At 70.4% G+C, this 25546-nt stretch carries 25 protein-coding genes; 7 read left to right on the plus strand and 18 right to left on the minus strand.

Features of this window, described 5'->3' with window-relative positions; translation table 11 throughout:
• Positions 1–7 precede the first annotated feature (7 nt).
• The gene (locus M2283_RS30575; RefSeq protein WP_280879667.1) at positions 8–2089 is read right to left on the minus strand and encodes an APC family permease; all 2082 of its coding nucleotides are present in this window, start codon (positions 2087–2089) and stop codon (positions 8–10) included.
• A 396-nt stretch (positions 2090–2485) separates the two neighbouring features.
• Here M2283_RS30575 and M2283_RS30580 point away from each other — a divergent pair, with 396 nt between their 5' ends.
• The gene (locus tag M2283_RS30580; RefSeq protein WP_280879668.1) at positions 2486–3157 is read left to right on the plus strand and encodes a potassium channel family protein; all 672 of its coding nucleotides are present in this window, start codon (positions 2486–2488) and stop codon (positions 3155–3157) included.
• On the plus strand, positions 3157–3834 hold the full coding sequence (locus M2283_RS30585) for a potassium channel family protein (RefSeq protein WP_123997182.1): 678 nt from the start codon (positions 3157–3159) through the stop codon (positions 3832–3834). The genes M2283_RS30580 and M2283_RS30585 overlap by 1 nt, the downstream gene beginning before the upstream one ends.
• 96 nt (positions 3835–3930) lie before the next feature.
• Here M2283_RS30585 and M2283_RS30590 read toward each other — a convergent pair whose 3' ends face one another.
• The 9 genes from M2283_RS30590 to M2283_RS30630 form a co-directional block, all read right to left on the minus strand.
• Positions 3931–4695 carry a DUF3159 domain-containing protein gene (locus M2283_RS30590; RefSeq protein WP_280879669.1) on the minus strand — a complete coding sequence of 255 codons (765 nt, stop codon included), beginning with the start codon at positions 4693–4695 and terminating at the stop codon, positions 3931–3933.
• Between the two features lie 3 nt (positions 4696–4698).
• Positions 4699–5097, minus strand: coding sequence for an OB-fold nucleic acid binding domain-containing protein (locus M2283_RS30595; RefSeq protein ID WP_123997184.1), 399 nt, complete (start codon positions 5095–5097; stop codon positions 4699–4701).
• A gap of 96 nt (positions 5098–5193) precedes the next feature.
• Positions 5194–5880: a response regulator gene (locus tag M2283_RS30600; protein WP_280879670.1), complete on the minus strand. Its 687-nt coding sequence runs from the start codon at positions 5878–5880 to the stop codon at positions 5194–5196.
• Complete coding sequence (locus tag M2283_RS30605) at positions 5877–8423, minus strand: sensor histidine kinase KdpD (protein WP_280879671.1); 2547 nt, start codon at positions 8421–8423, stop codon at positions 5877–5879. Before M2283_RS30605 ends, M2283_RS30600 begins: the two co-directional genes overlap by 4 nt.
• Positions 8424–8555: 132 nt before the next feature.
• Positions 8556–9251, minus strand: a complete 696-nt coding sequence (locus M2283_RS30610) for an ABC transporter ATP-binding protein (protein ID WP_280879672.1) — start codon at positions 9249–9251, stop codon at positions 8556–8558.
• A gap of 60 nt (positions 9252–9311) precedes the next feature.
• Positions 9312–10481, minus strand: coding sequence for an alginate lyase family protein (locus tag M2283_RS30615; RefSeq protein WP_432423149.1), 1170 nt, complete (start codon positions 10479–10481; stop codon positions 9312–9314).
• A 219-nt stretch (positions 10482–10700) separates the two neighbouring features.
• Positions 10701–11465, minus strand: a complete 765-nt coding sequence (locus M2283_RS30620) for a DUF3710 domain-containing protein (RefSeq protein WP_280879673.1) — start codon at positions 11463–11465, stop codon at positions 10701–10703.
• Position 11466: 1 nt separating this feature from the next.
• On the minus strand, positions 11467–12018 hold the full coding sequence (dut, locus tag M2283_RS30625; RefSeq protein WP_280879674.1) for a dUTP diphosphatase: 552 nt from the start codon (positions 12016–12018) through the stop codon (positions 11467–11469).
• Between the two features lie 5 nt (positions 12019–12023).
• Complete coding sequence (locus tag M2283_RS30630; RefSeq protein ID WP_280879675.1) at positions 12024–12608, minus strand: PaaI family thioesterase; 585 nt, start codon at positions 12606–12608, stop codon at positions 12024–12026.
• A 58-nt stretch (positions 12609–12666) separates the two neighbouring features.
• Between M2283_RS30630 and M2283_RS30635 the strand changes: the two genes are divergently transcribed.
• Entirely contained in the window at positions 12667–13131 is a 465-nt protein-coding gene (locus M2283_RS30635) for a DUF3093 domain-containing protein (RefSeq protein ID WP_280879676.1), read from the plus strand.
• A 42-nt stretch (positions 13132–13173) separates the two neighbouring features.
• Here M2283_RS30635 and M2283_RS30640 read toward each other — a convergent pair whose 3' ends face one another.
• The 4 genes from M2283_RS30640 to M2283_RS30655 form a co-directional block, all read right to left on the minus strand.
• Complete coding sequence (locus tag M2283_RS30640) at positions 13174–14100, minus strand: hypothetical protein (RefSeq protein WP_280879677.1); 927 nt, start codon at positions 14098–14100, stop codon at positions 13174–13176.
• 13 nt (positions 14101–14113) lie between these two features.
• Positions 14114–14410 carry a DUF4193 domain-containing protein gene (locus M2283_RS30645; protein WP_005481602.1) on the minus strand — a complete coding sequence of 99 codons (297 nt, stop codon included), beginning with the start codon at positions 14408–14410 and terminating at the stop codon, positions 14114–14116.
• 393 nt (positions 14411–14803) lie between these two features.
• Complete coding sequence (locus tag M2283_RS30650; protein WP_280879678.1) at positions 14804–16045, minus strand: sensor histidine kinase; 1242 nt, start codon at positions 16043–16045, stop codon at positions 14804–14806.
• A gap of 6 nt (positions 16046–16051) precedes the next feature.
• Positions 16052–16705 carry a response regulator transcription factor gene (locus tag M2283_RS30655; RefSeq protein WP_003993508.1) on the minus strand — a complete coding sequence of 218 codons (654 nt, stop codon included), beginning with the start codon at positions 16703–16705 and terminating at the stop codon, positions 16052–16054.
• Positions 16706–17132: 427 nt separating this feature from the next.
• Here M2283_RS30655 and M2283_RS30660 point away from each other — a divergent pair, with 427 nt between their 5' ends.
• The gene (locus M2283_RS30660) at positions 17133–17297 is read left to right on the plus strand and encodes a hypothetical protein (protein WP_280879679.1); all 165 of its coding nucleotides are present in this window, start codon (positions 17133–17135) and stop codon (positions 17295–17297) included.
• A gap of 95 nt (positions 17298–17392) precedes the next feature.
• Here M2283_RS30660 and M2283_RS30665 read toward each other — a convergent pair whose 3' ends face one another.
• On the minus strand, positions 17393–18208 hold the full coding sequence (locus M2283_RS30665) for an inositol monophosphatase family protein (RefSeq protein ID WP_280879680.1): 816 nt from the start codon (positions 18206–18208) through the stop codon (positions 17393–17395).
• Positions 18209–18216: 8 nt separating this feature from the next.
• Positions 18217–19344, minus strand: a complete 1128-nt coding sequence (locus tag M2283_RS30670; RefSeq protein WP_280879681.1) for a ferrochelatase — start codon at positions 19342–19344, stop codon at positions 18217–18219.
• A gap of 245 nt (positions 19345–19589) precedes the next feature.
• Here M2283_RS30670 and M2283_RS30675 point away from each other — a divergent pair, with 245 nt between their 5' ends.
• Complete coding sequence (locus tag M2283_RS30675) at positions 19590–20837, plus strand: MFS transporter (RefSeq protein WP_280879682.1); 1248 nt, start codon at positions 19590–19592, stop codon at positions 20835–20837.
• A complete protein-coding gene (locus tag M2283_RS30680; protein WP_280879683.1) occupies positions 20797–22116 on the plus strand; it encodes a D-arabinono-1,4-lactone oxidase in 1320 nt (439 codons plus the stop codon). The genes M2283_RS30675 and M2283_RS30680 overlap by 41 nt, the downstream gene beginning before the upstream one ends.
• Here the strand turns inward: M2283_RS30680 and M2283_RS30685 are convergent.
• A complete protein-coding gene (locus M2283_RS30685; RefSeq protein WP_280879684.1) occupies positions 22040–22801 on the minus strand; it encodes a hypothetical protein in 762 nt (253 codons plus the stop codon). The two genes, M2283_RS30680 and M2283_RS30685, sit on opposite strands and share 77 nt — an antisense overlap.
• A gap of 519 nt (positions 22802–23320) precedes the next feature.
• Between M2283_RS30685 and sepH the strand changes: the two genes are divergently transcribed.
• Complete coding sequence (gene sepH, locus M2283_RS30690) at positions 23321–24358, plus strand: septation protein SepH (RefSeq protein WP_280879685.1); 1038 nt, start codon at positions 23321–23323, stop codon at positions 24356–24358.
• Between the two features lie 89 nt (positions 24359–24447).
• Here sepH and M2283_RS30695 read toward each other — a convergent pair whose 3' ends face one another.
• Positions 24448–25299, minus strand: a complete 852-nt coding sequence (locus M2283_RS30695) for a sulfurtransferase (protein WP_280879686.1) — start codon at positions 25297–25299, stop codon at positions 24448–24450.
• Between the last annotated feature and the right edge of the window lie 247 nt (positions 25300–25546).

The raw sequence follows: 25546 nt of genomic DNA on the forward strand, positions 1-25546 counted from the left end.
ACGAACGTCAGCCCTTGCCGCCCGGGCCCGTGCCCGTACCGGTCCCGGTGCCCGTGGGCTCCTTCGGCCGCACCTGCGCGGGACCGCGCCGCACCGCACCCGGCGCGTTCCAGTCCTGCCGCCTGCGGGCCCGGTTGCGGGCCGCCTCCGAGGACTGCAACTGATACGGCACGGACGTCACCATGATCCCCGGCACGAACAGCAGCCGGCCCTTGAGCCGCAGGGCGCTCTGGTTGTGCAGCAGATGCTCGTACCAGTGCCCGACCACGTACTCCGGGATGATCACGGACACCGCGTCCCGCGGCGACTCCTTCCGCAGCCCCTTCACGTACTCGATGATCGGCCGCGTGATCTCGCGGTACGGCGAGTCCAGCACCTTCAGCGGTACGTCGATCCCGCGCCGCTCCCACTCCTCGCGCAGCGCCTTGGTCTCCGCCGGGTCGACGTTGACGCTGAGCGCCTCCAGGGTGTCCGAGCGCATCAGCTTGGCGTAGGCGAGGGCGCGCAGGGTGGGGCGGTGGATCTTGGAGATCAGGACGACCGAGTGCACGCGGGAGGGCCGTACGCTGTCGTCGCTCGGGCCCTCGGGGGCCGCGATCTCCGCGGAGACGCGGTCGTAGTGCTTACGGATCGCCGTCATCGTCGCGTAGAAGATGACCATGCCGAGCAGGGCGACCCAGGCGCCGTGGGTGAACTTGGTGCCGAGGACGACGACCAGCACCAGTCCTGTGAAGAAGGCGCCGAAGGTGTTGATGGCGCGCGAGCGGACCATGTGGCGGCGCTTGGCCGGGTCCTTCTCGGTGGCCAGGTGGCGGTTCCAGTGCCGGACCATGCCTGTCTGGCTGAGCGTGAAGGACACGAACACGCCGACGATGTAGAGCTGGATCAGCCGGGTCGAGTCGGCGCCGTAGATGACCACGAGCAGCATGGCCGCGCCGGCAAGGAGCACGATGCCGTTGGAGAAGGCGAGGCGGTCACCGCGGGTGTGCAGCTGGCGGGGCAGATAGCGGTCCTGGGCGAGGATCGAGCCGAGCACCGGGAAGCCGTTGTAGGCGGTGTTGGCGGCCAGGAACAGGACCAGCGCGGTGGCCGCGGCGAGGACGAGGAAGAGGAAGCTGCCCTTGCCGAAGACGGCCTCGGCGACCTGGGTGATGACGGGGTTCTGGACATAGCCGGCGCCGACCTCGGCGCCGTTCTTGAGCAGGTCGGTGGCCGGGTTCTCGGCCATGCGGACCTTGGTGGTCAGGGCCAGGACGATGATCCCGCAGAACATGGTGACGGCGAGCAGGCCCATCGCGAGGAGCGTGCTCGCCGCGTTCTTCGACTTGGGCTTGCGGAAGGCCGGCACGCCGTTCGAGATCGCCTCGACACCGGTGAGCGCGGCGCAGCCGGAGGAGAAGGCGCGCAGCAGCAGGAAGACGAGGGCGAACCCGGCCAGGCCCTGGTGCTCGGCCTTGATCGTGTAGTGGGCCGTCGGCGCCCGCATGGTGTCGTCGAGCACCAGGCCGCGGAACGCGCCCCACGCGATCATGATGAAGACGCCCGCGACGAAGACGTACGTCGGGATCGCGAAGAGCTTGCCGGACTCCTTCACCCCGCGCAGGTTCATCAGGGTCAGCAGCACGATGACGCCGACCGCGCAGGCGACCTTGTGCTCGACCACGAAGGGGATGGCGGAGCCGAGGTTCTCGATGCCGGAGGCGATCGACACGGCGACGGTGAGGACGTAGTCGACGAGCAGGGCGCTCGCGACGGTCAGCCCGGCCTTGGGGCCCAGGTTGGTGGTCGCCACCTCGTAGTCGCCACCGCCGCTGGGGTAGGCGTGCACGTTCTGCCGGTAGGAGGCGACCACGGTGAACATCAGCACGACGACCGCGAGCGCGATCCAGGGGCTGAAGTGGTAGGCCGACACACCCGCGATGGACAGGACCAGCAGCACCTCGCCGGGGGCGTACGCCACGGAGGAGAGCGGGTCGGAGGCGAAGACGGGGAGGGCGATGCGCTTCGGCAGGAGCGTTTCGCCCAGCCGGTCACTGCGCAGTGCGCGCCCGATCAAAATCCGCTTGGGCACGTCGGTCAGTTTGGACACAACAGAGCATCGTAGGCGTTCGAACGGGTGCACAACTACCCGCCACCCCGCATCTGCTCTCCGGGTGAACTCGGCGGCGGTCCCGCCACGGATTCCGCAGCTCGCCCGCTCCCCATGTCTATATGACTAACCCCACCCCATTTCCCGGCCGTTGCCGCCCGCCATACCCGGAGGTTCCATGCACGCCACAGCGGAGTTGATCGGTGCCGCGGCGACCCTCGTCGGCCTCGGAATCCTGACGCTCGCGAGTGTCCGCAGCATCAGCCGCCGCTGACGCCGAGGACATGCACGGCAACCGTGCACAGGGGTGCCGACGTCCTACCGCGCGTGTGTAGCTTGGGCGTCGGTCTGAGACCCTTGGCTGAGCAGTAGTTTTAGGACACCGGAAGGACGGTCGTGCACATCGTCATCATGGGCTGCGGAAGAGTGGGTTCCGCTCTTGCCCAGACCCTGGAGCAACAGGGGCACACGGTCGCCGTGATCGACCAGGACCCCACCGCCTTCCGTCGTCTCGGTCCCGGATTCGGCGGCCGCCGGGTCACCGGAGTCGGCTTCGACCAGGACACCCTGCGCGAGGCCGGCATCGAGGAGGCCGGCGCCTTCGCCGCCGTCTCCAGCGGCGACAACTCGAACATCATCTCGGCGCGGGTGGCCCGGGAGATGTTCGGCGTGGAGAACGTCGCGGCCCGTATCTACGACCCCCGTCGCGCCGAGGTCTACCAGCGCCTGGGCATCCCCACCGTGGCGACGGTCCGCTGGACCGCCGACCAGATGCTGCGCCGGCTGCTGCCCTCGGGCGCCGAGCCGCTGTGGCGCGACCCGACCGGCGGTGTCCAGCTCGCCGAGGTGCATGCCTCCGCGGCCTGGGTCGGCCACAAGATCAGCACGCTGCAGGAGGAGACGGGCGTCCGCGTGGCGTTCCTGACCCGGCTCGGCGAGGCGATCCTGCCCAGCTCCCAGACGGTGCTGCAGGAGGGCGACCTGGTGCACGTGATGATGCGCACCGACGAGGTCGACAAGGTCGAGGCGTCCTTCGCCAAGGGTCCCGAAGAGGAGAGCGGTCACTGATGAGGGTCGCCATTGCCGGTGCCGGTGCGGTGGGTCGCTCGATCGCGGCCGAACTGCTGGAGAACGGCCACGAGGTCCTGCTCATCGACAAGGCGCCGACCGCCATCTCGGTCGAGCGCGTCCCGCAGGCGGAGTGGCTGCTCGCCGACGCCTGCGAGATCACGTCCCTGGACGAGGCCGCGCTCCAGCGCTGCAACGTCGTGATCGCCGCGACCGGCGACGACAAGGTCAACCTCGTCGTCTCCCTGCTCGCGAAGACGGAGTACGGCGTTCCGCGCGTGGTCGCCCGCGTGAACAACCCGAAGAACGAGTGGCTCTTCAACGAGTCCTGGGGCGTCGACGTCGCCGTCTCCACCCCGCGCCTGATGTCCGCCCTGGTCGAGGAGGCGGTGTCGGTCGGCGACCTGGTCCGGCTGCTCCGCTTCAGCCACGGCGACGCCAACCTCGTCGAACTGACCCTCCCCGAGGAGTCGGCCCTGGCCGGCACCCAGGTCGGCGACGTGGAGTGGCCCGAGGACACGTCCCTGGTCACCATCATCCGCGGCACCCGGGTCCTCACCCCGTCCCGCGAGGACTCCCTGGAAGCCGGCGACGAACTCCTGTTCGTGGCGGCCCAGGCACGCGAGGAACAACTGGAGGACCTGCTGTCGGTCCGCCGGGAGGACGCGGCGGGCTAGCCGACGGCTCTGCCGGTTCGGTACGTGGATGAGGGGCCCTGGGATTCCCAGGGCCCCTCATCCACGTACCGGAAACTCTGCTCTTCGTGCCGGAGACTACGCCTCGCGGCGGTGCCTGCCCGCGACCTCGCCCTGCTCCGCGCGCTCCTCGGCGAGTGCGGCCTTGCGGTCCTTCTCGGCCTGCTCCTCCGCCTCCATCTCGGCGAAGACGTCGATCGGCGCGGGCGCCTTCGCGAGGAAGACCCAGGTCAGCCAGACCGCCAGCAGGAAGGGCGGGATCTTGAGGGCGACCAGGACCCAGCCCAGCTGTGCGGTGTTGGCCCACCAGTACAGCGGGAAGAGGACCGCGCACTTGGCGAGGAGGATCAGGCCCCAGGCCCAACTGGCCTTCGCATACGCCTTCTTGCGGCCCGGGTTGCGGGTGCGCCAGGAGAGGTTCTCCTTGAAGACCGGGCCGAGGATGAGCCCGATCAGCGGGACCCCGCACAGGGTCGTGATGATGTACGCCAGCGCCAGGCCCAGCGTGTAGAGCATGCCGGGGAGGTAGAAGTCCTTGGCGTTGCCGGTCATCATCGCGAAGACGACACCGAAGGCGACGCCGAAGACACCGCTGAAGGCGTGCTTGACGGTGTCCCGCATGACCAGCCGGACCACCACGAGCGCCAGGGACACGGCGAGGGCGGCGATGGCCGCCCAGTGCAGGTCCTTGTTGATCGTGAAGATGGTGACGAACAGCAGGCCGGGCAGGACGGTCTCGACCATGCCCCGCACTCCACCGAACGCCTCGAACAGGGCGGCCTCGGTCACCGCCCGAGCATCGTCGGCTTGAGTGTCTTCGGTCGGCTTGTCGAGCGACGTCACCGGCTACTCCCGTCCGAGGGGTCTCAGTTCGTATTTCGGATTGAACAGCACCCGGCGGCCTCTGCTCATCGAGATCCGGCCCGATGCGATCAGTCTGCGTCCCGGCTCTATCCCCACGATGGAGCGCCTGCCGAGCCACACCACGTCCAGCGCGGCGGAGCCGTCGAACAGCTCGGCCTCCAGGGCCGGGACTCCCGCGCGCGGGCGCAGGGTGACCGTGCGCAAGGTACCAGTAACCGTGACGATCTGTCGGTCGTGGCAGTCACCGATCCGCACGCAGCCGGCGGTCTCCGCGTCCTCGCGCAGCTCCTCCGACTCCAGGTCCTCCTGGGAGGAGGAGAGCCGGTCGAGCATGCGCCGGAAGCGGCCCACCGGCTTTTCGGAACGAGGGACAGCGCTCATATCTGAAGCGTACCGGGGTGCACTGACACGTACGTACCCGCGAGCCCGAGCGTTCGAACGGGTACCCCGGCCCCGGTCACTTGTCGTCACGTGTCCTCACTTCTCGAAGCGATATCCCATCCCCGGCTCCGTGATGAAGTGCTTGGGGTGCGACGGGTCCGCCTCCAGCTTTCTGCGCAGCTGGGCCATGTACACGCGGAGGTAGTTGGTCTCCGTCCCGTACGACGGGCCCCACACCTCCTGGAGCAGCTGGCGCTGGCTCACGAGCCGGCCCGTGTTGCGCACCAGCACCTCCAGCAGATGCCACTCGGTGGGCGTGAGCCGTACGTCCCTGCCGTCGCGGTGGACCTTCTTGGCGGCCAGGTCGACGGTGAACTCCTCGGTCTCCACCGCCGTCACCTCGTCCTCGCCGACCCCGACCGGCTCGGCACGGCGGACGGCCGCCCGCAGCCGGGCGAGGAGTTCGTCCATGCCGAAGGGCTTGGTGACGTAGTCGTCGGCGCCGGCGTCCAGGACCTGGACCTTCTCGTCGGAGGAGTGCCGGGCGGACAGCACCAGGATCGGCACCCGGGTCCAGCCGCGCAGGCCCCGGATCACCTCGACGCCGTCCATGTCGGGCAGGCCCAGGTCCAGGACGACCACGTCGGGGTGGCGGGCGGCGGCGAGCTGGAGGGCGGTGGCGCCGTCGTGGGCCGCGTCGACCTCGTACTTGCGTGCCTTGAGGTTGATCACGAGGGCGCGCACGATCTGCGGCTCGTCGTCGATCACGAGCACCCGGGTCATTGGACCTGCCTCTCGGGTTGTGCCTGCTGTCGAAGCTCCTGCGGGGGCGATCCTGCCGCGCGCAGGGAGAGGACCATGGTGAGGCCGCCGCCGGGCGTGTCCTCGGCGTTGAGGGTGCCGCCCATGGCCTCGGCGAAGCCGCGGGCCACCGCGAGCCCCAGGCCCACTCCGGCGCCGCGCGGGGCGTCGCCGTAGCGCTGGAAGGGCTCGAAGATGCGGTCCTTGGCGTCGTCGGGGACGCCGGGGCCGCGGTCGACCACCCGCACCTCGACCCGGTCGGCGATCGCGCTGGCGGCCACCAGGACCTGCTTGCCCTGCGGGCTGTACTTGACGGCGTTCTCCACCAGGTTGGCCACCGACCGCTCCAGGAGCCCCGGGTCGACGGCGACCATGGGCAGCGTCTCCGGAACGTCCAGGTCGACGCTGTCCTCGGGCACCCCGACCAGTGCCATCGGCACCACTTCGTCGAGGTCGATCTCGCGGATCAGCGGGGTGACCGTGCCGGTCTGCAGGCGGGACATGTCGAGGAGGTTGCCGACGAGGTGGTCGAGCCGGTCGGCGCCCTCCTCGATGCCCTCCAGGAGCTCGGCCCGGTCCTCCTCCGACCAGGCCACGTCGTGGGAGCGCAGCGAGGAGACCGCCGCCTTGATGCCGGCCAGCGGGGTGCGCAGGTCGTGGCTGACGGCGGCGAGCAGGGCCGTGCGGATGCGGTTGCCCTCGGCGAGGGTGCGGGCCCGGTCGGCCTGTTCCTGGAGGCGGCGGCGGTCCAGGACGACGGCGGCCTGGGCGGCGAACGCGGCCAGCACCCGGCGGTCCTCGGCGGGCAGCACACGGCCGGTCAGGGCGAGCGCCATGTGGTCGCCGACCGGCACGTCCACGTCCGCCTCGTCGGGTCTGGCGACGGGCGGTCCGGTGCCGACGCGGCCGGCACAGGTCCACGGGTCGTGCTCGCCGGTCCGCTCCAGGAGGGCCGCCGACTCCATCCCGAAGGTCTCGCGGACCCGCTCCAGGAGGTCCTCCAGGCCGGTCTCGCCGCGCAGCACGTTGCCCGCGAGGAACGACAGGATCTCGGACTCGGCGCGCAGCCGGGCCGCCTGGTGGGTGCGCCGGGCGGCGAGGTCGACGACGGAGGCGACCGAGATGCCGACGCCTACGAAGATCACGATGGCGACGATGTTCTTGGGGTCGGCGATGGTGAACTTGTGCAGGGGCGGCGTGTAGTAGTAGTTCAGCAGCAGCGAGCCCACCGCGGCCGAGGCCAGCGAGGGCAGCAGTCCGCCGAGCAGGGCGGCCGCCACGGTCAGCGCCAGGAACAGCAGCATGTCGTTGGCGAGGCCGAGGTCGACGGTGTTGAGCAGCAGCGCCAGCAGGGCCGGGCCGAGCACGCCGACGAGCCAGCCCGCGATGATCCGGGACCGGCCGAGCCGGGTGCCCCGGGCGACGGGGAGGCCGCGGCCCTTGCCGGCCTCGCCGTGGGTGATCAGGTGGACGTCGAGGTCGGGTCCGGACTCGCGGGCCACGGTGGCGCCGACGCCCGGCCCGAAGACGTACTGCCAGGTCTTGCGGCGGGAGACGCCGAGCACGATCTGGGTGGCGTTGGCCCCGCGCGCGAAGGCGAGCAGGGCGGCCGGTATGTCGTCGCCGACGACGTGGTGGAAGGTGCCGCCGAGGTCCTCGACCAGGGTGCGCTGCACGGCGAGTTCCTTGGGCGAGGCCCCGGTCAGGCCGTCGCTGCTGGCTATGTAGACGGCCATCACCTCGCCACCGGCGCCCTTCTCCGCGAGCCGCGCGGCCCGTCGGATGAGGGTGCGCCCCTCGGGCCCGCCGGTCAGGCCGACCACGATCCGCTCCCGCGAGCCCCAGATCTTCGACACCCGGTGCTCGCTGCGGTACTGCTTCAGGTACTCGTCGACCCGGTCGGCGACCCACAGCAGCGCCAGCTCGCGCAGGGCGGTGAGGTTGCCGGGCCGGAAGTAGTTGGACAGGGCCGCGTCGACCTTGTCCGGTTTGTAGACGTTCCCGTGTGCCATCCGGCGGCGCAGGGCCTGGGGCGACATGTCGACCAGCTCGATCTGGTCGGCCCGCCGCACCACCTCGTCCGGCACGGTCTCGCGCTGCCGTACCCCGGTGATCGACTCGACGACGTCGCCCAGCGACTCCAGGTGCTGGATGTTCACGGTGGAGACGACATCGATGCCGGCCGCGAGCAGCTCCTCGACGTCCTGCCAGCGCTTGGTGTTGCGCGAGCCGGGGATGTTGGTGTGCGCGAGTTCGTCCACCAGGGCCACCTGGGGGTGCCTGGCGAGCACCGCGTCGACGTCCATCTCGGAGAAGACGGCCCCGCGGTGCTCCAGCTCCTTGCGGGGCACCTGCTCCAGGCCGTGCAGCATCACCTCGGTGCGCGGCCGGTCGTGGTGCTCCACGAAGGCGACCACGACGTCGGTACCGCGCTCCACCCGCCGGTGCGCCTCGGAGAGCATCGCGTACGTCTTGCCGACGCCCGGTGCCGCACCGAGGTATATCCGAAGCTTGCCGCGTCCCATGGCCCCATTGTCTTCCGCTCACCGCTGACTGCGCAGCGTCGAGATTACGGCGGGCTATCGCGACAAAAGGGGCGGGCAGGGGCTGAGCGGCCGTCTTTGACGGAACCCTGACGCGGGGTGCTCAGCGCCGGCTCAGTGCTCGACGATCTCGCCGTCGCCCAGTTCCAGCACCCGGTCGGCAAGGTCGAGCAGGGTCGCGTCGTGGGTGGCGACCAGGGCGGTGACCCGCTCGCTGTGCACGACGGCGCGCAGCAGCTCCATGACGGCGTGTCCGGTCTCGACGTCCAGCTGGCCGGTCGGCTCGTCGGCGACGAGCAGCGAGGGGCTGTTGGCGAGGGCGCGGGCGATGGCGACGCGCTGCTGCTGGCCGCCGGAGAGCTCGCCGGGCCGCTGCCGCGCGTGGTCGGCGAGGCCCACCAGGGACAGCAGCAGTTCGACGCGCTCCTCGCGCTCACGCACGGGCGCCCGGCGCAGCCGCATCGGCACCCCGACGTTCTCGGCGGCGGTAAGGATCGGGACGAGCCCGAAGGACTGGAAGACGAAGCCGATACGGTCCCGGCGCAGCGCCAGCAGCCCGTCCTCGCCGAGTTCCGAGAGGTCGAGGCCGTCGACGGTGACCCGCCCCCGGTCCGGCAGGTCGAGTCCGCCGACGATGTTGAGCAGGGTGGTCTTGCCCGACCCCGAGCGCCCCTTGAGAGCGACGAGTTCCCCGCGCGGGACCTCGAAGGAGACCCCGCGCAGCGCGTGCACGGCGGCCGCCCCGTGGCCGTAGGACTTGTGGACGTCCTCGACCCGCACCATGGTCTCGGTGACCACCTGGTTGTTCATGTCGCCTCCCCCGTGGACCGGGCGCCAGTATCGCCGTCCGACGCCCGGCCGATCAACGGTTCAGCTCGGGTTGTCTCCGTGGGTGAGGGTCTCCCAGGCCACGAAGAGGTTGTTGCTGCCGGCCGGGCGCTGGTTCTGGGTCAGCGTCTGGGTGTTGGCCATGGCGATGCCCAGACGGTTGTGCAGGGCGTTGTAGCCGACCTCGGTGATGGGACCGAGCCCGCGGGTGAGCGTGCCGCCGCACAGCCAGCTCGGGACGGCCTCGCCCAGCTGGTACTTGGACTGGAAGCCGAGCGCCTGCCGCAGCCGTTCGCCGACGTCGGTGCCGTAGAGGTCGGCACCCTGGATGCGGCTGGTCTCGGCGACGTGCGAGATCGCGGAGATGCCGTACCCGGTGTGCACGAAGTCCCGGCAGGTCTCCTGGGTGAGCCCGGTGACGAAGGTGGACTGCCCCTGCCAGTACGAGACGATCTTGGCCGTGGTGTTGAGGTTCTGGCTGGGCACGGTCTTGGGCACCGAGCCGTCGGAGGCGAGGTACACGTAAGCGGCCGTGCGGGTGCGGAACTTGGCCATGGCGGTGTCGTACGACGCCTTGTCCTCCAGGAAGACGGAGATGCCGACGGCGGCCTCCACCATCGACAGCTCCCAGTTTCCGTTGGAGTTGGAGCCCTTGATGACGACGGGGAGGTAGACGTTGCGCAGCATGGTGGAGAAGCGCGCGGAGTTGGCCCAGGTGCCGGTGTACGTGTACTTGATGATCTCGGCGGCCTTGGGCCAGGAGGAGCCGGCCCAGCCGGTCTGCAGGGGCGCGTTGCTGTTGGTGTGACTGGTGATCGTGCCCGACCAGGCGTCCATGAGCTGGATCGCCTTCTGGGCATAGCGCGCGTCCTTGGTGATGTACCAGGCGAGCGCGTCGGTGTACGCGGCTATCGCGTCCTCGCGCTCGTCGGTGCAGCCGTAGTTGGGGTTGGAGTACGAGCCGCACTCGACCGTGGCCCGGGGCGCGGGCGTGCGGGTCAGGCTGGCGTACTTGCTCGCCATCATCTGGTCGTAGGCGCCCTTCCAGGGCTGGGCGCCGGCGTTGACCTTGGTGCGGGCGAACTCCAGTTGGGCCGCGGAGACGGTGACTCCGGGGTGGACGAAGGCGGCGGGGGCGGAGTGGGCGGCGGGTGCCGAGAGGGCACCGAGCAGCAGGGCGGCCACGGCTGCGAGCAGTGGGGTACGACGCACAGTGACTCCGTTCTCGTATGTGAACGAAAGGCGCCCCTATGAACTCAGGCGTTGGGCGGAGACCATAGGTACAGACCAGACTTCCGTCAAGCATTGAAGTAAGCCCCGGAGGCCGGCCGCCGTTCACACGGAGGAGTGCGGGGGTGTGAACGGCGGCAGGCGAACGCGGACATGGACAAGGGCCGCACCCCGAGGGGTACGGCCCTTGTCAGGTTCTGACTAGCGGACCTCGGTGATCTCCGGTCCGCGCTGGAGCTGGCCCATGCCGCCGGAGAAGCGCGAGCCCTCCTCCTCCTGCTGGACGCCCTCGGGGACCATCTGGGCGTCGTTCGGCAGCTTCAGGACGATCGGGTCGCGGGGCGCCATCGGGCCCTCGCCGCGGACCACGACCGTGTCCCGGAAGATCTGCTCCAGCAGACCGGCCGCCTGCGGCTGCACCGCGCCCTGCCCGGAGATCACACCGCGCAGGAACCAGCGGGGACCGTCCACGCCGATGAACCGCACGACCTGGAAACCGCCCGTGCCGTCCGGCAGTTGCACCGGAACCTGGGCACGCAGCTCCCAGCCCAACGGGCCCTCGACCTCGTCGACGATGCCACCCTGCTGGGTGATGCCGGTGGCGATCTCCTCGCGCACCTCGCCCCAGATGCCCTCGCGCTTGGGCGCGGCGAAGGCCTGCAACTGGACGGCGCTGTCGCGCAGCACCACGGTGGCCGCGACGATCGCGTCGCCCGCGACCTCGACCCGCAGCTCCATGCCGTCGACACCCGGCACGAACAGACCGCCCAGGTCGACCCGGCCCTCGGCCGGATCGCTCACCTCTGTGTCGTCCCAGGGCCGATCGGGGCGCGGCTCCGGTTCGAGCCGCACGCGCGCGCGCCGGCCGTCTCCGCCGTCCGCCTCGGTGTCGGCACTGTCGACGACCTGCTCGGCCTCGCCGGCCGCGTCCTCGGCGGCATCCCTCTTCTTGCGACGTCCGAACACGTCACTGTCCTTCCCGGTCGGATACGACCGAAGCGTATCGATTCCCACCCGCCAGGCCGCCCTGGGCGACCTGACCGCTTGTGCCGCTCGCGTCGCCCACGGCGGCATGGCCACCGGTGGACCCGAAGCCCCCCTCGGCCCGCGCCGAGTCGGGAAGCTCCACGACCTCCTGGAAGCGGACCTTCTCGACCTGCTGGACGACCAGTTGGGCGATCCGGTCGAAGCGCTCGAACCGCACGGACTCGTGCGGGTCGAGATTCACCACGATCACCTTGATCTCCCCACGGTACCCGGCATCAACCGTCCCCGGGGCATTCACGAGGGCGACACCGCAGCGGGCGGCGAGACCGGATCTGGGGTGCACGAAGGCCGCGTACCCCTCCGGGAGGGCGATAGACACCCCCGTGGGCAGAACAGCCCGTTCCCCGGGCTTGAGTTCACGGCTCTCGGTGGTACGCAGATCGGCTCCGGCGTCACCGGGTTGCGCGTACGTCGGAAGCGGTACGTCCGCATCGACGCGGCGGATCAGCACGTTCAGGGGTTCTCGGCTCACGGGGGTCACGGGTTCACCTCGAAGGCACGGGCACGCCGGGCCTGGTCCGGGTCGTTCATGGCGGCCCGGATCTCCTCCGGGCGGCCGTTGTCGATGAAGTGGTCGACCCTCACCTCGACGAAGAGGGCGTCGGCGCGGACGGCGACGGGGCCGTCGGGACCGCCGATCCGGCCGGTGGCGGTCGAGTAGATCTTCCGCCGGGCCACGGCCGTCACCTCGGCCTCCAGGTACAGCACCGTCCCCACCGGGACCGGCCGCACGAAGTCCGTCTCCAGCCGCCCGGTCACGGCGATCGTCCGCAGCAGCCAGTTCAGCGAGCCGAGCGTCTCGTCCAGCGCGGTGGCCAGCACTCCGCCGTGCGCGAGCCCGGGCGCCCCCTGATGGGCGGCCTGCACGGTGAACTCGGCGGTGATGGTGACGCCCTCGCCGGCCCGCGCCGCCAGATGCAGCCCGTGGGGCTGCCCCTCGCCACACCCGAAACACTGTTCGTAGTGCGAACCGAGCAGCTCACCGGGTGCGGGAGCATCGGGGTGTCGCACGGGTTTCACCGCGTCGGCGGGAGGCTGAAGAGCCGCGGAAGTACCACTCACAGCCGCAGACCTTACCCGCGCGTCGGCCATATCAGGACACCGTGCCAAGCTTGGCTCCATGCAGCTCTCCGCCGCCCCTTACGAAGAACGCCTCACCGCCCCCCGCACCTGGTGGCTGATCTCCTTCCTGGTCGGGGTCTCCTTCGCCCTGATCCTGCTGCCGTTCGGCACACTGCCGTTGCTCGGCGGCCTGGTCGGCGGCACGGCGGCGGCCGCGGTCTGCGCGAGCGCCTACGGCTCGGTCCGCATCCGCGTGGTGGGCGACTCGCTGATCGCGGGCGAGGCACGGATCCCGGTGGCGGCGCTCGGTGACGCGGAGGTCCTGGACGCGGAGGGGGCCCGCGCCTGGCGCACGTACAAGGCGGACACGCGCGCGTTCCTGCTGCTGCGTGCCTACATCCCCGGGGCACTGCGGGTGGAGGTCACCGACCCCGCGGACCCGACTCCGTACCTGTACCTGTCGACGCGTGAGCCCGAGCGGCTGGCCGAGGCTCTGCGGACGGCACGGGAGACAGCGGCCTAGGCCGCCCCGCACAGGGCACGGGGACGGGCCTCCAGGCCCCATCTACGGCCCGAGTTCCTTGCGGCCGTCCCCCAGCTCCAACGGCTCGGCCGGGGCCTCCAGGGGCGGCAACGCGGGCAGCGCGTCCCAGGGCACCTGGACCTTGCGGAGATCGGCACGGATGCGTGCCGCGAGCTTTCTGGTGTCCTTGCGGTTCATGACCGCTCCGACGGCGGCCCCCACCATGAAGGGCATCAGGTTCGGCAGATCGCGGACCATGCGCTTCATGATCTGCTGGCGCAGCTCGCGCTTCATGTGACCGTTCAGCGCCGACGTCACCGTCGACGGCTTGGTCACCTGGATCCCACGCTCCCCGGACCAGGAGTTCAGATACGTGGTCGTGCGCTCTTTGAGATTGCCGGGCGGGCGCATGCCGTACACCTCGTACAGCTCGGCGATGAGCTTGAGCTCGATCGCGGCCACGCCGGTGATCTCGGCGGCCAGTTCGGTCGGCATCGCGGGCGGCACCGGCAGCATCGCCGCCGCGCCGATCCCGGCACCGACCGTCGCCGTGGCGCTCGCCGCGCCGGCGACGAGTTTGTCGGCGAGCTCCTCGGGCCCCAGGCCCGGGAACTGTTTGCGGAGCGTCGCGAGGTCCCGTACGGGGATCCTCGGGGCGCTCTCGATGATCCGGTCGGCAAGGTACGCCAGTCCCGCCCTGGCGCGGCTGCCGCCCTTGCGGACGCCTTCCCTGGCCTTGTCCCGGATCACCGCGGCCCGTCGCCGTGCGACGGGCGCGCTTTCCTGCTCCGTCGGTACCGGGAGGTCACCCCGGTCAGCCGCCGGTTCGAGCGAGGCCGATCCCGTGGATCCTTTCGTACCGGATGAGCCCCGCTCGTCTTCACGCGCGCCGTGGGGGCCGTCCTTGGGCCCCTTGTCCGCTCCCGGCAGGGGGAAGCGGCGCTTCCGAGGAGGGGTCGAGCCAGTCACGGCCGACCCCGCCTCAGTCGCAGTCGCGGCAGATCGGCTGGCCGTTCTTCTCCCTGGCCAGCTGGCTGCGGTGGTGCACCAGGAAGCAGCTCATGCAAGTGAACTCGTCCTGCTGCTTCGGCAGCACCCGGACGGCCAGCTCCTCGTTCGAGAGGTCCGCTCCGGGCAGTTCGAGGCCTTCTGCGGCCTCGAACTCGTCGACGTCGACCGCGGAGGTCGACTTGTCGTTCCTCCTGGCCTTGAGCTCTTCAAGGCTGTCCGAGTCGACGTCGTCGTCGGTCTTGCGTGGGGTGTCGTAATCCGTTGCCATGTCGCTCTCCCCCTCTGGGTGTCTTCGGTGTCTCCAGCGCACGTAACGCGTGAGAGGCCGGACTTGTGCCCGACCCGAGGCGGAGATTTTGCCTCACATCAAGGTCTGTTACTCAATCGACACCCAACCGGACTCCTCAAGAGTGATCGGCTTGGATGGCGATGCGGACCGTACACGGTCCCAATGCCGCACTTCAAAGGCGTCTCACCGTGTACTTCCCGTGATCAAGACCCCTGAAAACCCGGATTATCCCGGCTTTCCGGCAGGTCATGTGATCACTGAGAGTAGATGGCCGGAAATTCGCCGTTGTGATCGATCACACACGAGTTCGTCGATTCGATGCCCAGAAAATTCCGCGCAAAGCGAACATCCCCGTGTGTCGGCGACATGGTCTCAGATAGGAAGGGTGACCCGCATCACGAGCCCACCCCCTTCACGAGGCTGCGCCGAGATATGGCCACCGTGCGCCCGTGCCACGGACCGCGCGATGGACAACCCGAGCCCGACCCCCTTGTCACTGCCCGTCCGCTCCGTACGCAACCGTCGGAAGGGCTCGAAGAGGTTGTCGATCTCGTACGCCGGCACGACGGGCCCCGTGTTCGACACGACCAGGACAGCCTGACCGTGTTGAACCTCGGTGGTCACCTCGACCCAGCCGTCCTTGGGCACGTTGTACCGCACTGCGTTCTGTACGAGGTTCAGCGCGATCCTCTCCAGCAGTACGCCGTTGCCCTGGACGACCGCGGGTTTCTGCTCACCGCGTATCACCACGCCCTTGGCGTCCGCCTCCGAGAGCACCTGGTCGACCGCCTGCTCGGCGACCTCGGCGAGGTCCACCGGCTTGCGCTCGACGATCTGGTTGTCGCTGCGGGCGAGCAGCAGCAGGCCCTCCACGAGCTGCTCGCTGCGCTCGTTGGTGGCCAGCAGCGTCTTGCCCAGCTGTTGGAGCTCCACGGGGGCACCAGGGTCCGACAGGTGCACCTCCAGGAGCGTGCGGTTAATCGCGAGCGGGGTGCGCAGCTCGTGCGAGGCGTTGCCGACGAAGCGCTGCTGGGCGGTGAAGGCCCGCTGCAGCCGCTCCAGCATGTCGTCGAAGGTGTCGGCGAGCTCCTTGAGCTCGTCGTCCGGGCCGTCCAGCTCGATCCGGCGGGACAGGTCCGAGCCCGCCACCGCGCGGGCGGTGCGGGTGATCCGGCCGAGCGGCGACAGGACGCGGCCGGCCATCGCGTAGCCGAACGCGAAGGCGATCACGGCGAGCCCGAGCAGGGCCAGCAGGGAGCGGCTGAGGAGGTCGTCCAGGGCGTGCTGGCGCTTGACCGCGTCGCACGACTCCAGGATCGAGTTGATCTCGTTGTTGCTGGTCGCCCGGCCGAGCTGGGGGCAGGTGCTGCTGGTGATGCCGAGGTTGGTTCCGGACACCGAGAACGACTGGCCGCTGCCCTCGTGCAGGGCCTGGGCGGCGAGCAGGTAGATGATCGACAGCAGCAGGATGCCGGCGATCAGGAACATGCCGCCGTACAGCAGCGTCAGCCGTATGCGGATGGTCGGGCGCAGCCAGGGGAACGGCGGCTCGGGCTTGCGGGGGTCCCAGGTGGGCTTGGGAGGTGCCGTGGGGAGAGCGGGTGTTGCGGCCATGGGTTATCAGATCCGGTAGCCGGAGCCGGGCACGGTGACGATGACGGGCGGCTCGCCCAGCTTGCGGCGCAGGGTCATGACGGTCACACGCACGACGTTGGTGAACGGGTCCGTGTTCTCGTCCCAGGCCTTCTCCAGGAGCTGCTCCGCGGAGACGACGGCGCCCTCGGAGCGCATCAGCACCTCCAGGACGGCGAACTCCTTGGGCGCGAGCTGGACCTCCTTGCCGTCCCGGAAGACCTCCCGGCGGTTGGGGTCGAGCTTGATCCCGGCACGCTCCAGGACGGGCGGCAGCGGGACGCTGGTGCGCCGGCCCAGGGCACGCACGCGTGCGATGAGTTCGCTGAACGCGAAGGGCTTGGGGAGGTAGTCGTCCGCGCCGATCTCCAGACCCTCCACACGGTCGCTGACGTCCCCGGAGGCCGTGAGCATCAGCACGCGTGTGGGCATGCCGAGTTCGACGATCTTGCGGCAGACGTCGTCGCCGTGGACGAGCGGGAGGTCGCGGTCCAGGACGACCACGTCGTAGTCGTTCACGCCGATGCGCTCCAGGGCGGCCGCGCCGTCGTACACGACGTCCACGGCCATGGCCTCTCGGCGCAGTCCGGTGGCCACCGCATCGGCGAGCAGTTGCTCGTCCTCGACGACGAGTACGCGCACGTCGCTTGTCCTTCCTGATGTCCACCCGCGTAGCGCCGCTGGGGCAGGCGCGGGCAGAGTTCTCCATGGCTGTGTGCCTCCATCCTGCCCTTTTCGGCCATAAGTCGGCTGTAAGGCGGGAGGGTGGCAGGCGGGCGGTGGGTGAAGGGTAGTTGTGAGACTCGGGAATGCCGGATTTTCTCGGCCGGTTGAGGTTTCCGTGGAAGGAAGCGCGGGGAGGACCGTTCATACCCCGCGATCACGCTCTGCTAGTGCCGCAACACCATGCGGCACGGCGCAATCCGCTTTCCGCAGAGTGGACGTGGGTGTCCGGCACCGTCGCCGCCCGGCGCGGGCTGTGCCGGGCACCTCATGGAGACGTGATCGCCCCTTCCGAACGGCACACCCCCGTGCCATCGACCCACGACCCAGGACGAGGGGGCGCAGCATGGACGCATTCACCGCAGGACTTCTGCAGCGCATAAGGACGACCGAGTCCGACCTGACGCGGGCTCGCAACGAGGGCGACGACTTCCTCGTCGAGGTGGAGCAGGGCGAACTCGACGACCTGCGCCGCCTCGCCGCCGAGCACGGTGTGGAGGTCGGCGTCTAGCGTTGATCGCTCGTACGCGTATCGCATGACAGGGCGGGGCCCGACGAATCCAGCGTCGGGCCCCGCCTTTTTGTCGGGGCCGTCGTTGAGGCCCGTCAGTCGTGCCAGGCGCCGAAGTCCTCCAGGAGGCGCTGGAGGGGCTCGAAGACGCCGGGGGTGGCTGCGATCGTCAGGTCGCGTGAGGGGCGCTCTCCGGGGCGTCCGCCGGTCACGGCGCCCGCTTCCCTGGCGATCAGGTCGCCTGCGCCGTAGTCCCATGCGTTCAGGCCGCGTTCGTAGTAGCCGTCGAGCCGGCCGGAGGCCACGTCGCACAGGTCGACGGCCGCCGAACCGCTGCGGCGGATGTCGCGCAGGAGCGGGATCAGGCGCTGGGCGACCGCGGCCTGGTGGACGCGGACCTCGGTGACGTAGTTGAAGCCCGTGGAGACCAACGCCTGGTCCAGGGGCGGCGCGGGGCGGCACGCGAGCGTGCGCTCGCCCTCCCAGGCGCCGGTGGCACGGGCTCCGGTGCCGCGGACCGCGTGGTACGTCTCGCCGCGCATCGGGGCCGCCACGACGCCCACGACCGTCTCGCCGTCCTGCTCGGCGGCGATGGACACCGCCCAAGTGGGCAGCCCGTACAGGTAGTTGACCGTGCCGTCGAGCGGGTCGATCACCCAGCGGACGCCGCTCGTGCCCGCGCTGGAGGCGCCCTCCTCACCGAGGAAGCCGTCGTCGGGGCGGTGGGCGGAGATCAGGTCGGTGATCAGCTTCTCCGCCGCGATGTCCATCTCGGTGACGACGTCGATGGGACTGGACTTGGTGGCGGCCACCGCGAGGTCGGCCGGACGGCCGTCCCGCAGCAGCGCTCCGGCGCGGCGGGCGGCCTCCAGGGCCAGCTCCAGCAGTTCCTGGTGCGGGGCGTCGGTCACGGGGCTCCTCACGCGTACGGGCTGTCGGCGCCCGCGGCGGCGGGGCGGGGGGCGCGGGCGGGGCAGCAGCCGACCGGGCAGAGGTTGTGGCTCGCGCCGAGGGCGCCCAGGGCGCAGGGCGTGACCTCTTGGCCGCGCTCCACGGCCGCCCGCTCCAGGACCAGGTCGCGGACCGCGGCGGCGAAGCGCGGGTCGGCCCCGACGGTCGCCGAGCGGCGCATCGGCAGGCCCAGTTCCTCGGCTTTGGCCTTCGCCTCCGTGTCGAGGTCGTAGAGGACCTCCATGTGGTCGGAGACGAAGCCGATGGGCGCGACGACCACCGCGGGGACGCCGGCCTCGTGACGCTCCTCCAGGTGGTCGCAGATGTCGGGCTCCAGCCACGGGATGTGCGGGGCGCCGGAGCGCGACTGGTAGACGAGCTGCCAGGGGTGCTCGACGCCGGTGCGATCGCGGACCGCCTCGGCGATCTGCCGGGCCACGTCCAGGTGCTGGGCGACGTACGCCCCGCCGTCGCCGTGGTCCTCGACCGGACCGGAGGTGTCGGCGGAGGCGGTGGGGATCGAGTGGGTCGAGAAGGCGATGTGCGCGCCGTCGCGGACGTCCTCGGGGAGGTCGGCCAGGGAGCGCAGGACGCCCTCGGTCATGGGCTCCAGGAAGCCCTCGTGGTTGAAGTAGTGGCGGAGCTTGTCGATCTTCGGCAGGGGCAGGCCCTCGGCCTCCAGGGCGGCCAGCGAGTCGGCGAGGTCCTCGCGGTACTGGCGGCAGCCCGAGTACGAGGCGTAGGCGCTGGTGGCCAGGACCAGGATCCGGCGTCGGCCGTCGGCGACCAGCTCACGCAGGGTGTCGGTCAGGTACGGGGCCCAGTTGCGGTTGCCCCAGTAGATCGGCAGGTCCAGGCCGTGCTCCGCGAAGTCCTTGCGCAGGACGTCCAGCAGGGCGCGGTTCTGGTCGTTGATCGGGCTGACCCCGCCGAACAGGAAGTAGTGCTGCCCGACTTCCTTGAGGCGTTCGGTGGGGATGCCGCGCCCTCGCGTCACGTTCTCCAGGAACGGAACCACCTCGTCCGGGCCTTCGGGGCCGCCGAACGAGAGCAGGAGGAGGGCGTCGTAAGGGGTGGCGTCGAGCACGTCTGGCATGACGTCGATCCTGCCACCCCGCTCCGACAGCCCGGCAAGGGCCGGGGGGACGCGGGGAACGGGTCGGACCGCGCTGCCGATTCCCGGCGCATCCCCGGGTGCATTAGGGTGACCTCACTTGTAAGCTGTATCAGCCGTGTTGGCACCTTACGGAGCCGGCCTCGGCGCCTTACTGAGCCACTTTCGTCCACGCCGTGCCCGAGCCGCCCCGTACGCGCGCGTGGCCGTACCCCTCCGGAGACCCCGTGCCCAGCCCCTACCGCGCCCTGTTCGCCGCCCCCGGCTCCAAAGGGTTCGCCGCCGCGGGCCTGCTCGGCCGGATGCCGCTGTCCATGATGGGCATCGGTGTGGTCACGATGATCTCCCAGCTCACCGGGAGGTACGGGCTCGCGGGCGCCCTGTCGGCCACCATCGCGCTGTCGGCCGCCGCCATCGGGCCGCAGATCTCCCGGCTGGTGGACCAGCACGGGCAGCGGCGCGTGCTGCGCCCGGCGACGCTGGCGGCGCTCGTCGCCTCGGCGGGACTGCTGCTCGCCGCGCACTTCGAGTGGCCGGACTGGACGCTGTTCGTGTGCGCCGCCGGCATCGGCTCGGTGCCGAGCCTCGGCGCGATGATCCGCGCGCGCTGGGCGGCCGTGTACCGGGGCACTCCGCAGCTGCACACCGCGTACTCCTTCGAGTCCGTCGTCGACGAGGTGTGCTTCATCTTCGGGCCGATCATCTCCATCGGGCTGTCCACGGCCTGGTTCCCGGAGGCCGGGCCGCTGCTCGCCGCCTGCTTCCTGGCGCTCGGCGTCTTCTCGCTGACCGCGCAGCGCGCCACCGAGCCCGAGCCGCACCCGCGCGTGCGCGGCGCCGACAGCGGCGGCTCCGCCCTGCGCGCGGCCGGTCTCCAGGTGCTGGTGGCCACGTTCGTGGCGACCGGGGCGATCTTCGGGGCGGTCGACGTGGTCACCGTCGCGTTCGCCGAGGAGCAGGGTCACAAGGGCGCCGCCAGCGTGGTGCTCGCCCTGTACGCGGCGGGCTCCTGTTCCGCGGGAGTCGTGTTCGGGCTGCTGCGCTTCCGGGGAGCGCCCGCGCGCAGGTGGCTGCTGGGCATATGCGCGATGGCCGTGAGTATGATCCCCCTCCTACTGGTCGGAAACTTGACGCTTCTGGCCGTGGCGCTGTTCCTTGCGGGCCTGTCCATCGCACCCACGATGATCACGACGATGTCCCTCATAGAAGAGCACGTACCTCGCGCGAAGCTCACCGAAGGCATGACCTGGGTGAGCACCGGCCTGGCGGTCGGGGTCGCGCTCGGCTCCTCCGTCGCCGGCTGGGTGATCGACGCGGCCGGCGCGCGTGCGGGGTACGGGGTTCCGGTGGTCGCCGGGGCCGTCGCGGTCGCGGTCGGTTTCCTGGGGTATCGCCGGCTCAGCAGACCGGCACCGGGGCGGGGAGGCACCGTTGTTGAGCACCACAGCGAGCGCGAAGAACGGCACGTGGCGTAACTGGGGCGGCACGGTCACGGCCCGCCCCGCGCGGGAGGTCACGCCGGCCTCGGTCGAGGAACTGACCGCCGCCGTACGCCGGGCCGCCGAGGACGGGCTGACGGTGAAGGCCGTCGGCAGCGGGCACTCCTTCACCTCGATCGCCGCCACCGACGGTGTGTTGATCCGTCCTCAACTGTTGACCGGCATCCGCAACATTGATCGCGATGCCATGACCGTCACGGTCGAGTCCGGCACCCCGCTCAAGAGACTCAACATGGCCCTGGCCCGCGAGGGTCTGTCGCTCACCAACATGGGCGACATCATGGAGCAGACGGTCTCCGGCGCCACCAGCACCGGCACCCACGGCAGCGGCCGCGAGTCGGCCTCGATCGCCGCGCAGATCAGGGGACTTGAGCTGGTCCTGGCGGACGGTTCGGTGCTGACCTGCTCCGAGAAGGAGAATCCGGACGTCTTCGCGGCGGCGCGCATCGGCCTCGGCGCCCTCGGGATCGTCACCGCGATCACCTTCGCCGTGGAGCCCGTCTTCCTGCTCACGGCCCGCGAGGAGCCGATGCCCTTCGACGAGGTCACCGGCCGCTTCGACGAATTCTGGGCCGAGAACGAGCACTTCGAGTTCTACTGGTTCCCGCACACGGCGTCCACGAACACCAAGCGCAACAACCGCAGCGCGGGCCCGGAGCGACCCGTGAAGCCGCTGGCGGGCTGGTTCGACGACGAGTTCGTGGCCAACGGCCTGTGGCAGGTGGCCAACATGGTCGGCCGCGCGGTGCCCTCGACCGTTCCGACCATCGCCCAGATCTCCACCCGGGCCTGGTCCTCGCGCACGTACACGGACATCCCCTACAAGGTCTTCACCTCGACCCGCCGGGTGCGGTTCGTCGAGATGGAGTACGCCATTCCGCGCGCGGCACTGGTGGACACGCTGCGGGAACTCAAGGCGATGGTCGACCGTTCGAAGTTCAGGATCAGCTACCCGGTCGAGGTCCGCACCGCCCCGGCGGACGACATCACCCTGTCCACCGCCTCCGGCCGCGACAGCGCCTACATCGCCGTGCACATGTTCCGGGGCACGCCCTACCAGGCGTACTTCACCGAAGCCGAGCGCATCTTCACCGCGCACGAGGGCCGGCCGCACTGGGGCAAGGTCAACACCCGGGACGCCGAGTACTTCGCCGGGGTCTACCCGCGCTTCGGCGAGTTCACGGCGCTGCGGGATCGCCTTGATCCGGATCGGCGGTTCCAGAACGACTACCTGCGGAGGGTGTTGGGGTCGTAGCGGACGCGCTGGGTGTGGGGGTCGGGGTGCCATCACCGTCCGAGGTGCTGGGCGTCGGCGTCGGGTCGGTCGTCGTACCGCCGCTTCCATCGCTTCCGTCCGAAGAGGTGCCGCTCGAACCCGAAGAGGTGCCGGCGTCGGGAGTAGCGGAAGGCGTCGGCGAGGTCGTGGACGAAGTGGGCGAGTCGTCACCGGACTTCGAGGTGGACGGGTCGTGGCCGGTGACGGCGTCGCTGACGGTGGTGCCCCCGCCGCCGCTGAAGCTGTTGCCGGACACCAGCTCGTAGGTGGTGATGCCGGTCAGGGTGACCCCGAAGACCAGGGCGGCCGCGACCACCGGCCGCTTCCAGCTGCTGACCCGCGCGCGGTAGACGGTGCCCTCGGTGAACTCGCCGGGAGCGGGCGGCGACTGCTCCCCGAGCCGGTCCGTGACGGTGGCCTCCCGGAGCTGCTCGCCGGTGCGGCTGAAGAAGTGCTGGAAGACCGAGCCGCCACAGGTCGCGACGACGCTGACGAGACCGGCGCCCAGGATCGTGCCGTAGACCCCGAAGTACGAGGCGAGTTTGGCCGCCACCACGGCGGCCATCGCACTGCCCGCGACTTGAGGGACGCTCAGATCGAGCCGCTTCTTCCTGACTTCAGGGCCCGAGACCTCGACGACATCGGCGTCCGACCTTTCACGCATACCGGTTTCTTGCCTGCCTTTCCCGTACTTGATCGACTTTTGCTGCTTGATCAACGTTGATCGACCGCGATCGACCGCGATCGACCAACTGCACGAGAAAGGGACGTACAGACGAAACCGATAGTTCCGTTTCGGGGGTTTACGTGAAGTACGCCACGTTCAAGATCCCGGAACCGCGTGACGGACGGCCAACTCCCACCCCTTGCGAGAAGTTGGACCGCGTCCCAATCCACGCACGTGGCCCAAATGGAGTACTGTTGCGAGCCCTGGGCCCGGCCTCCCGCCAGGATGTCCGCGGCCTTACTGGACCGCCCGGAGGGGGGCTTGCTGCACAGGGTGACGGAGTTGGTCACTCAGCGTTGCGAATAGGTAACCGTGCCATAACGGCGTGTCAGGGCCTGTGCCCGACACGCCGGGCAACTCGGCAAGGTTGTGGCAGGCTGCACCCGGGCAGGCCACACTCGACTAGCGGAAGCAGCGACGCACGTGACGTCGGCAGGCACCACCCGGGAGGTTCCCATGCCCGAACTGCGTGTCGTGGCCGTCTCGAATGACGGCACACGGCTGGTGCTGAAGGCTGCCGACTCAACGGAGTACACGCTTCCGATCGATGAGCGGCTGCGCGCCGCTGTCCGCGGCGATCGTCCACGCCTCGGTCAGATCGAGATCGAAGTCGAAAGCCACCTCCGTCCGCGCGACATCCAGGCGCGTATACGTGCCGGTGCCAGCGCGGAAGAAGTCGCTCAGCTCGCAGGCATCCCCGTCGACCGTGTACGGCGTTTCGAGGGCCCTGTCCTCGCGGAGCGCGCGTTCATGGCCGAGCGGGCTCGCAAGACCCCTGTCCGCCGGCCCGGCGAGAACGCGGCCGGTCCCCAACTCGGCGAAGCCGTCCAGGAACGACTGACGCTGCGCGGTGCCGAAAAAGACACCGTGCAGTGGGACTCCTGGCGCCGCGACGACGGCACCTGGGAAGTCCTGCTGGTCTATCTGGTCGCGGGCGAACCGCACTCGGCGAGCTGGACCTACGACCCGCCCCGGCGGCTCGTGCAGGCCGTCGACGAGGAGGCGCGCTCGCTGATCGGCGAGTCCGAGGACCTCGCCGCGGCGGAGCCCAGTTTTCCGTTCGTGCCGCGTATCGCCCGGCTACCGCGCGACCGTCCGCTGGACCGCGCTCTTGAGCGGCCGAGCCTGCCGGCGCCATCGGCCGAGTCCGACGAGGACACCGCGGCGAGCGAACGGGACTCGCTGACCAGCCTGTTGGAGGCGGTACCGAGCTTCCGTGGCGACCTGGTCGTCCCGGAGCGCCCGACGCCGGAGCCTCCCGTGGAGGAGCCCCCCGCCGAGCCCGTCGAGGAGGAACCCCCGGCCCCCGCGGCCTCGGCCGGTTCCGCCTACGCGGATGTCCTGATGCCCCGTTCCGTCGGCGCCCACCGCGACCGCCTGGTCGGCGCCACGGACCGCCAGGCCGAAGCCGACGGCGTCCGCCCGGGCCGCCGCGCGGCGGTCCCGAGCTGGGACGAGATCGTGTTCGGGACACGGCGCAAGAAGCAGGAGTAGCGGGAGCAGCACGAGTTCGTACGAGGGTGAGGGCCGCGCCGGTCGGTGCGGCCCTCTTCTTCGTGCGCCCCGGGGTCCGTCTCCCTGGGCTACTGCGGGTCGGGGCCGACGGCGACCGGTCGGGACGGGTCCGCGGACCACTCCGACCAGGAACCCACGTACAGCGCGGCCGGAATGCCCGCGACCGCGAGGGCCAGCACCTCGTGCGCGCCCGAGACACCCGAGCCGCAGTAGACGCCGACCGGTGAACCGTCCCCCGCGCCAAGGGTCTTGAAGCGGTCGGCCAGTTCCTCGCCGGGCAGGAAGCGGCCGTCGGACGCCACGTTCTCGTTGGTGGGCGCGGAGACGGCTCCCGGGATGTGGCCGCCGACCCGGTCGATCGGCTCGACCTCGCCCCGGTACCGCTCCCCCGCGCGCGCGTCGAACAGCACCCCGGACCGGGCCAGCGCGGCGGCCTCGTCGGCATCGAGGCGACCCGAGGCACCGGGCACAGGGGCGAAGTCGCCCGGGGCCGGGGTGGGCGCGGACGTCTCCAGCGGGCCCTTCCAGAACGGCAACCCGCCGTCAAGGACACGCACGTCCGGGTGACCCGTCCAGCGCAGCAACCACCATGCCCGGGCCGCCGCCCAGCCCTGTCCGCCGTCGTACACGACCACCGGTGTCCCGGCGGACACACCCGCCCGGCGCATCGCGGCGCCGAAGATCTCCGGGTCGGGCAGCGGGTGCCGGCCGCGGTCGCCCGGGGCGGAGGCCAGCTCCGAGTCGAGGTCGACGTAGACAGCGCCCGGAATATGGCCGTCGGCGTACTCTGCGCGACCGTCGAAGGGCGGCTCACCTGCTGCCTTGGCCCCGCTCAGCTGCCAGCGGACGTCGAGCACGACGGGCGGCCGCCGCCCGGCCAGGTCGCTCGTGAGTTCGGATGCGGAGATGATGGCGTTCATGGCCCCATCCTTGCGCACGGGGTGGCCGCGCCGTCCATGTCCGACTAGTCTGCTCCGCCGGGCAGACCCGATCACGAGGCGTACGGGCTCGGGCACATGCTGTACAGCTGATCGACATCCTTCGGCAATCGCACGGAAACGGGCGAGAAACCGCGTGTCGGGCATCCTCCGGGCACGGAGTCCGAGGCGCGGCGCGCCCGGAGCGCGCGACGGCACGGGGGGTGCGAGCATCGGCTCGGGGATCCGG

The sequence above is a fragment of the Streptomyces pseudovenezuelae genome (assembly GCF_029892565.1).
In the GTDB taxonomy this organism is placed as follows: Bacteria; Actinomycetota; Actinomycetes; order Streptomycetales; family Streptomycetaceae; genus Streptomyces; species Streptomyces pseudovenezuelae_A.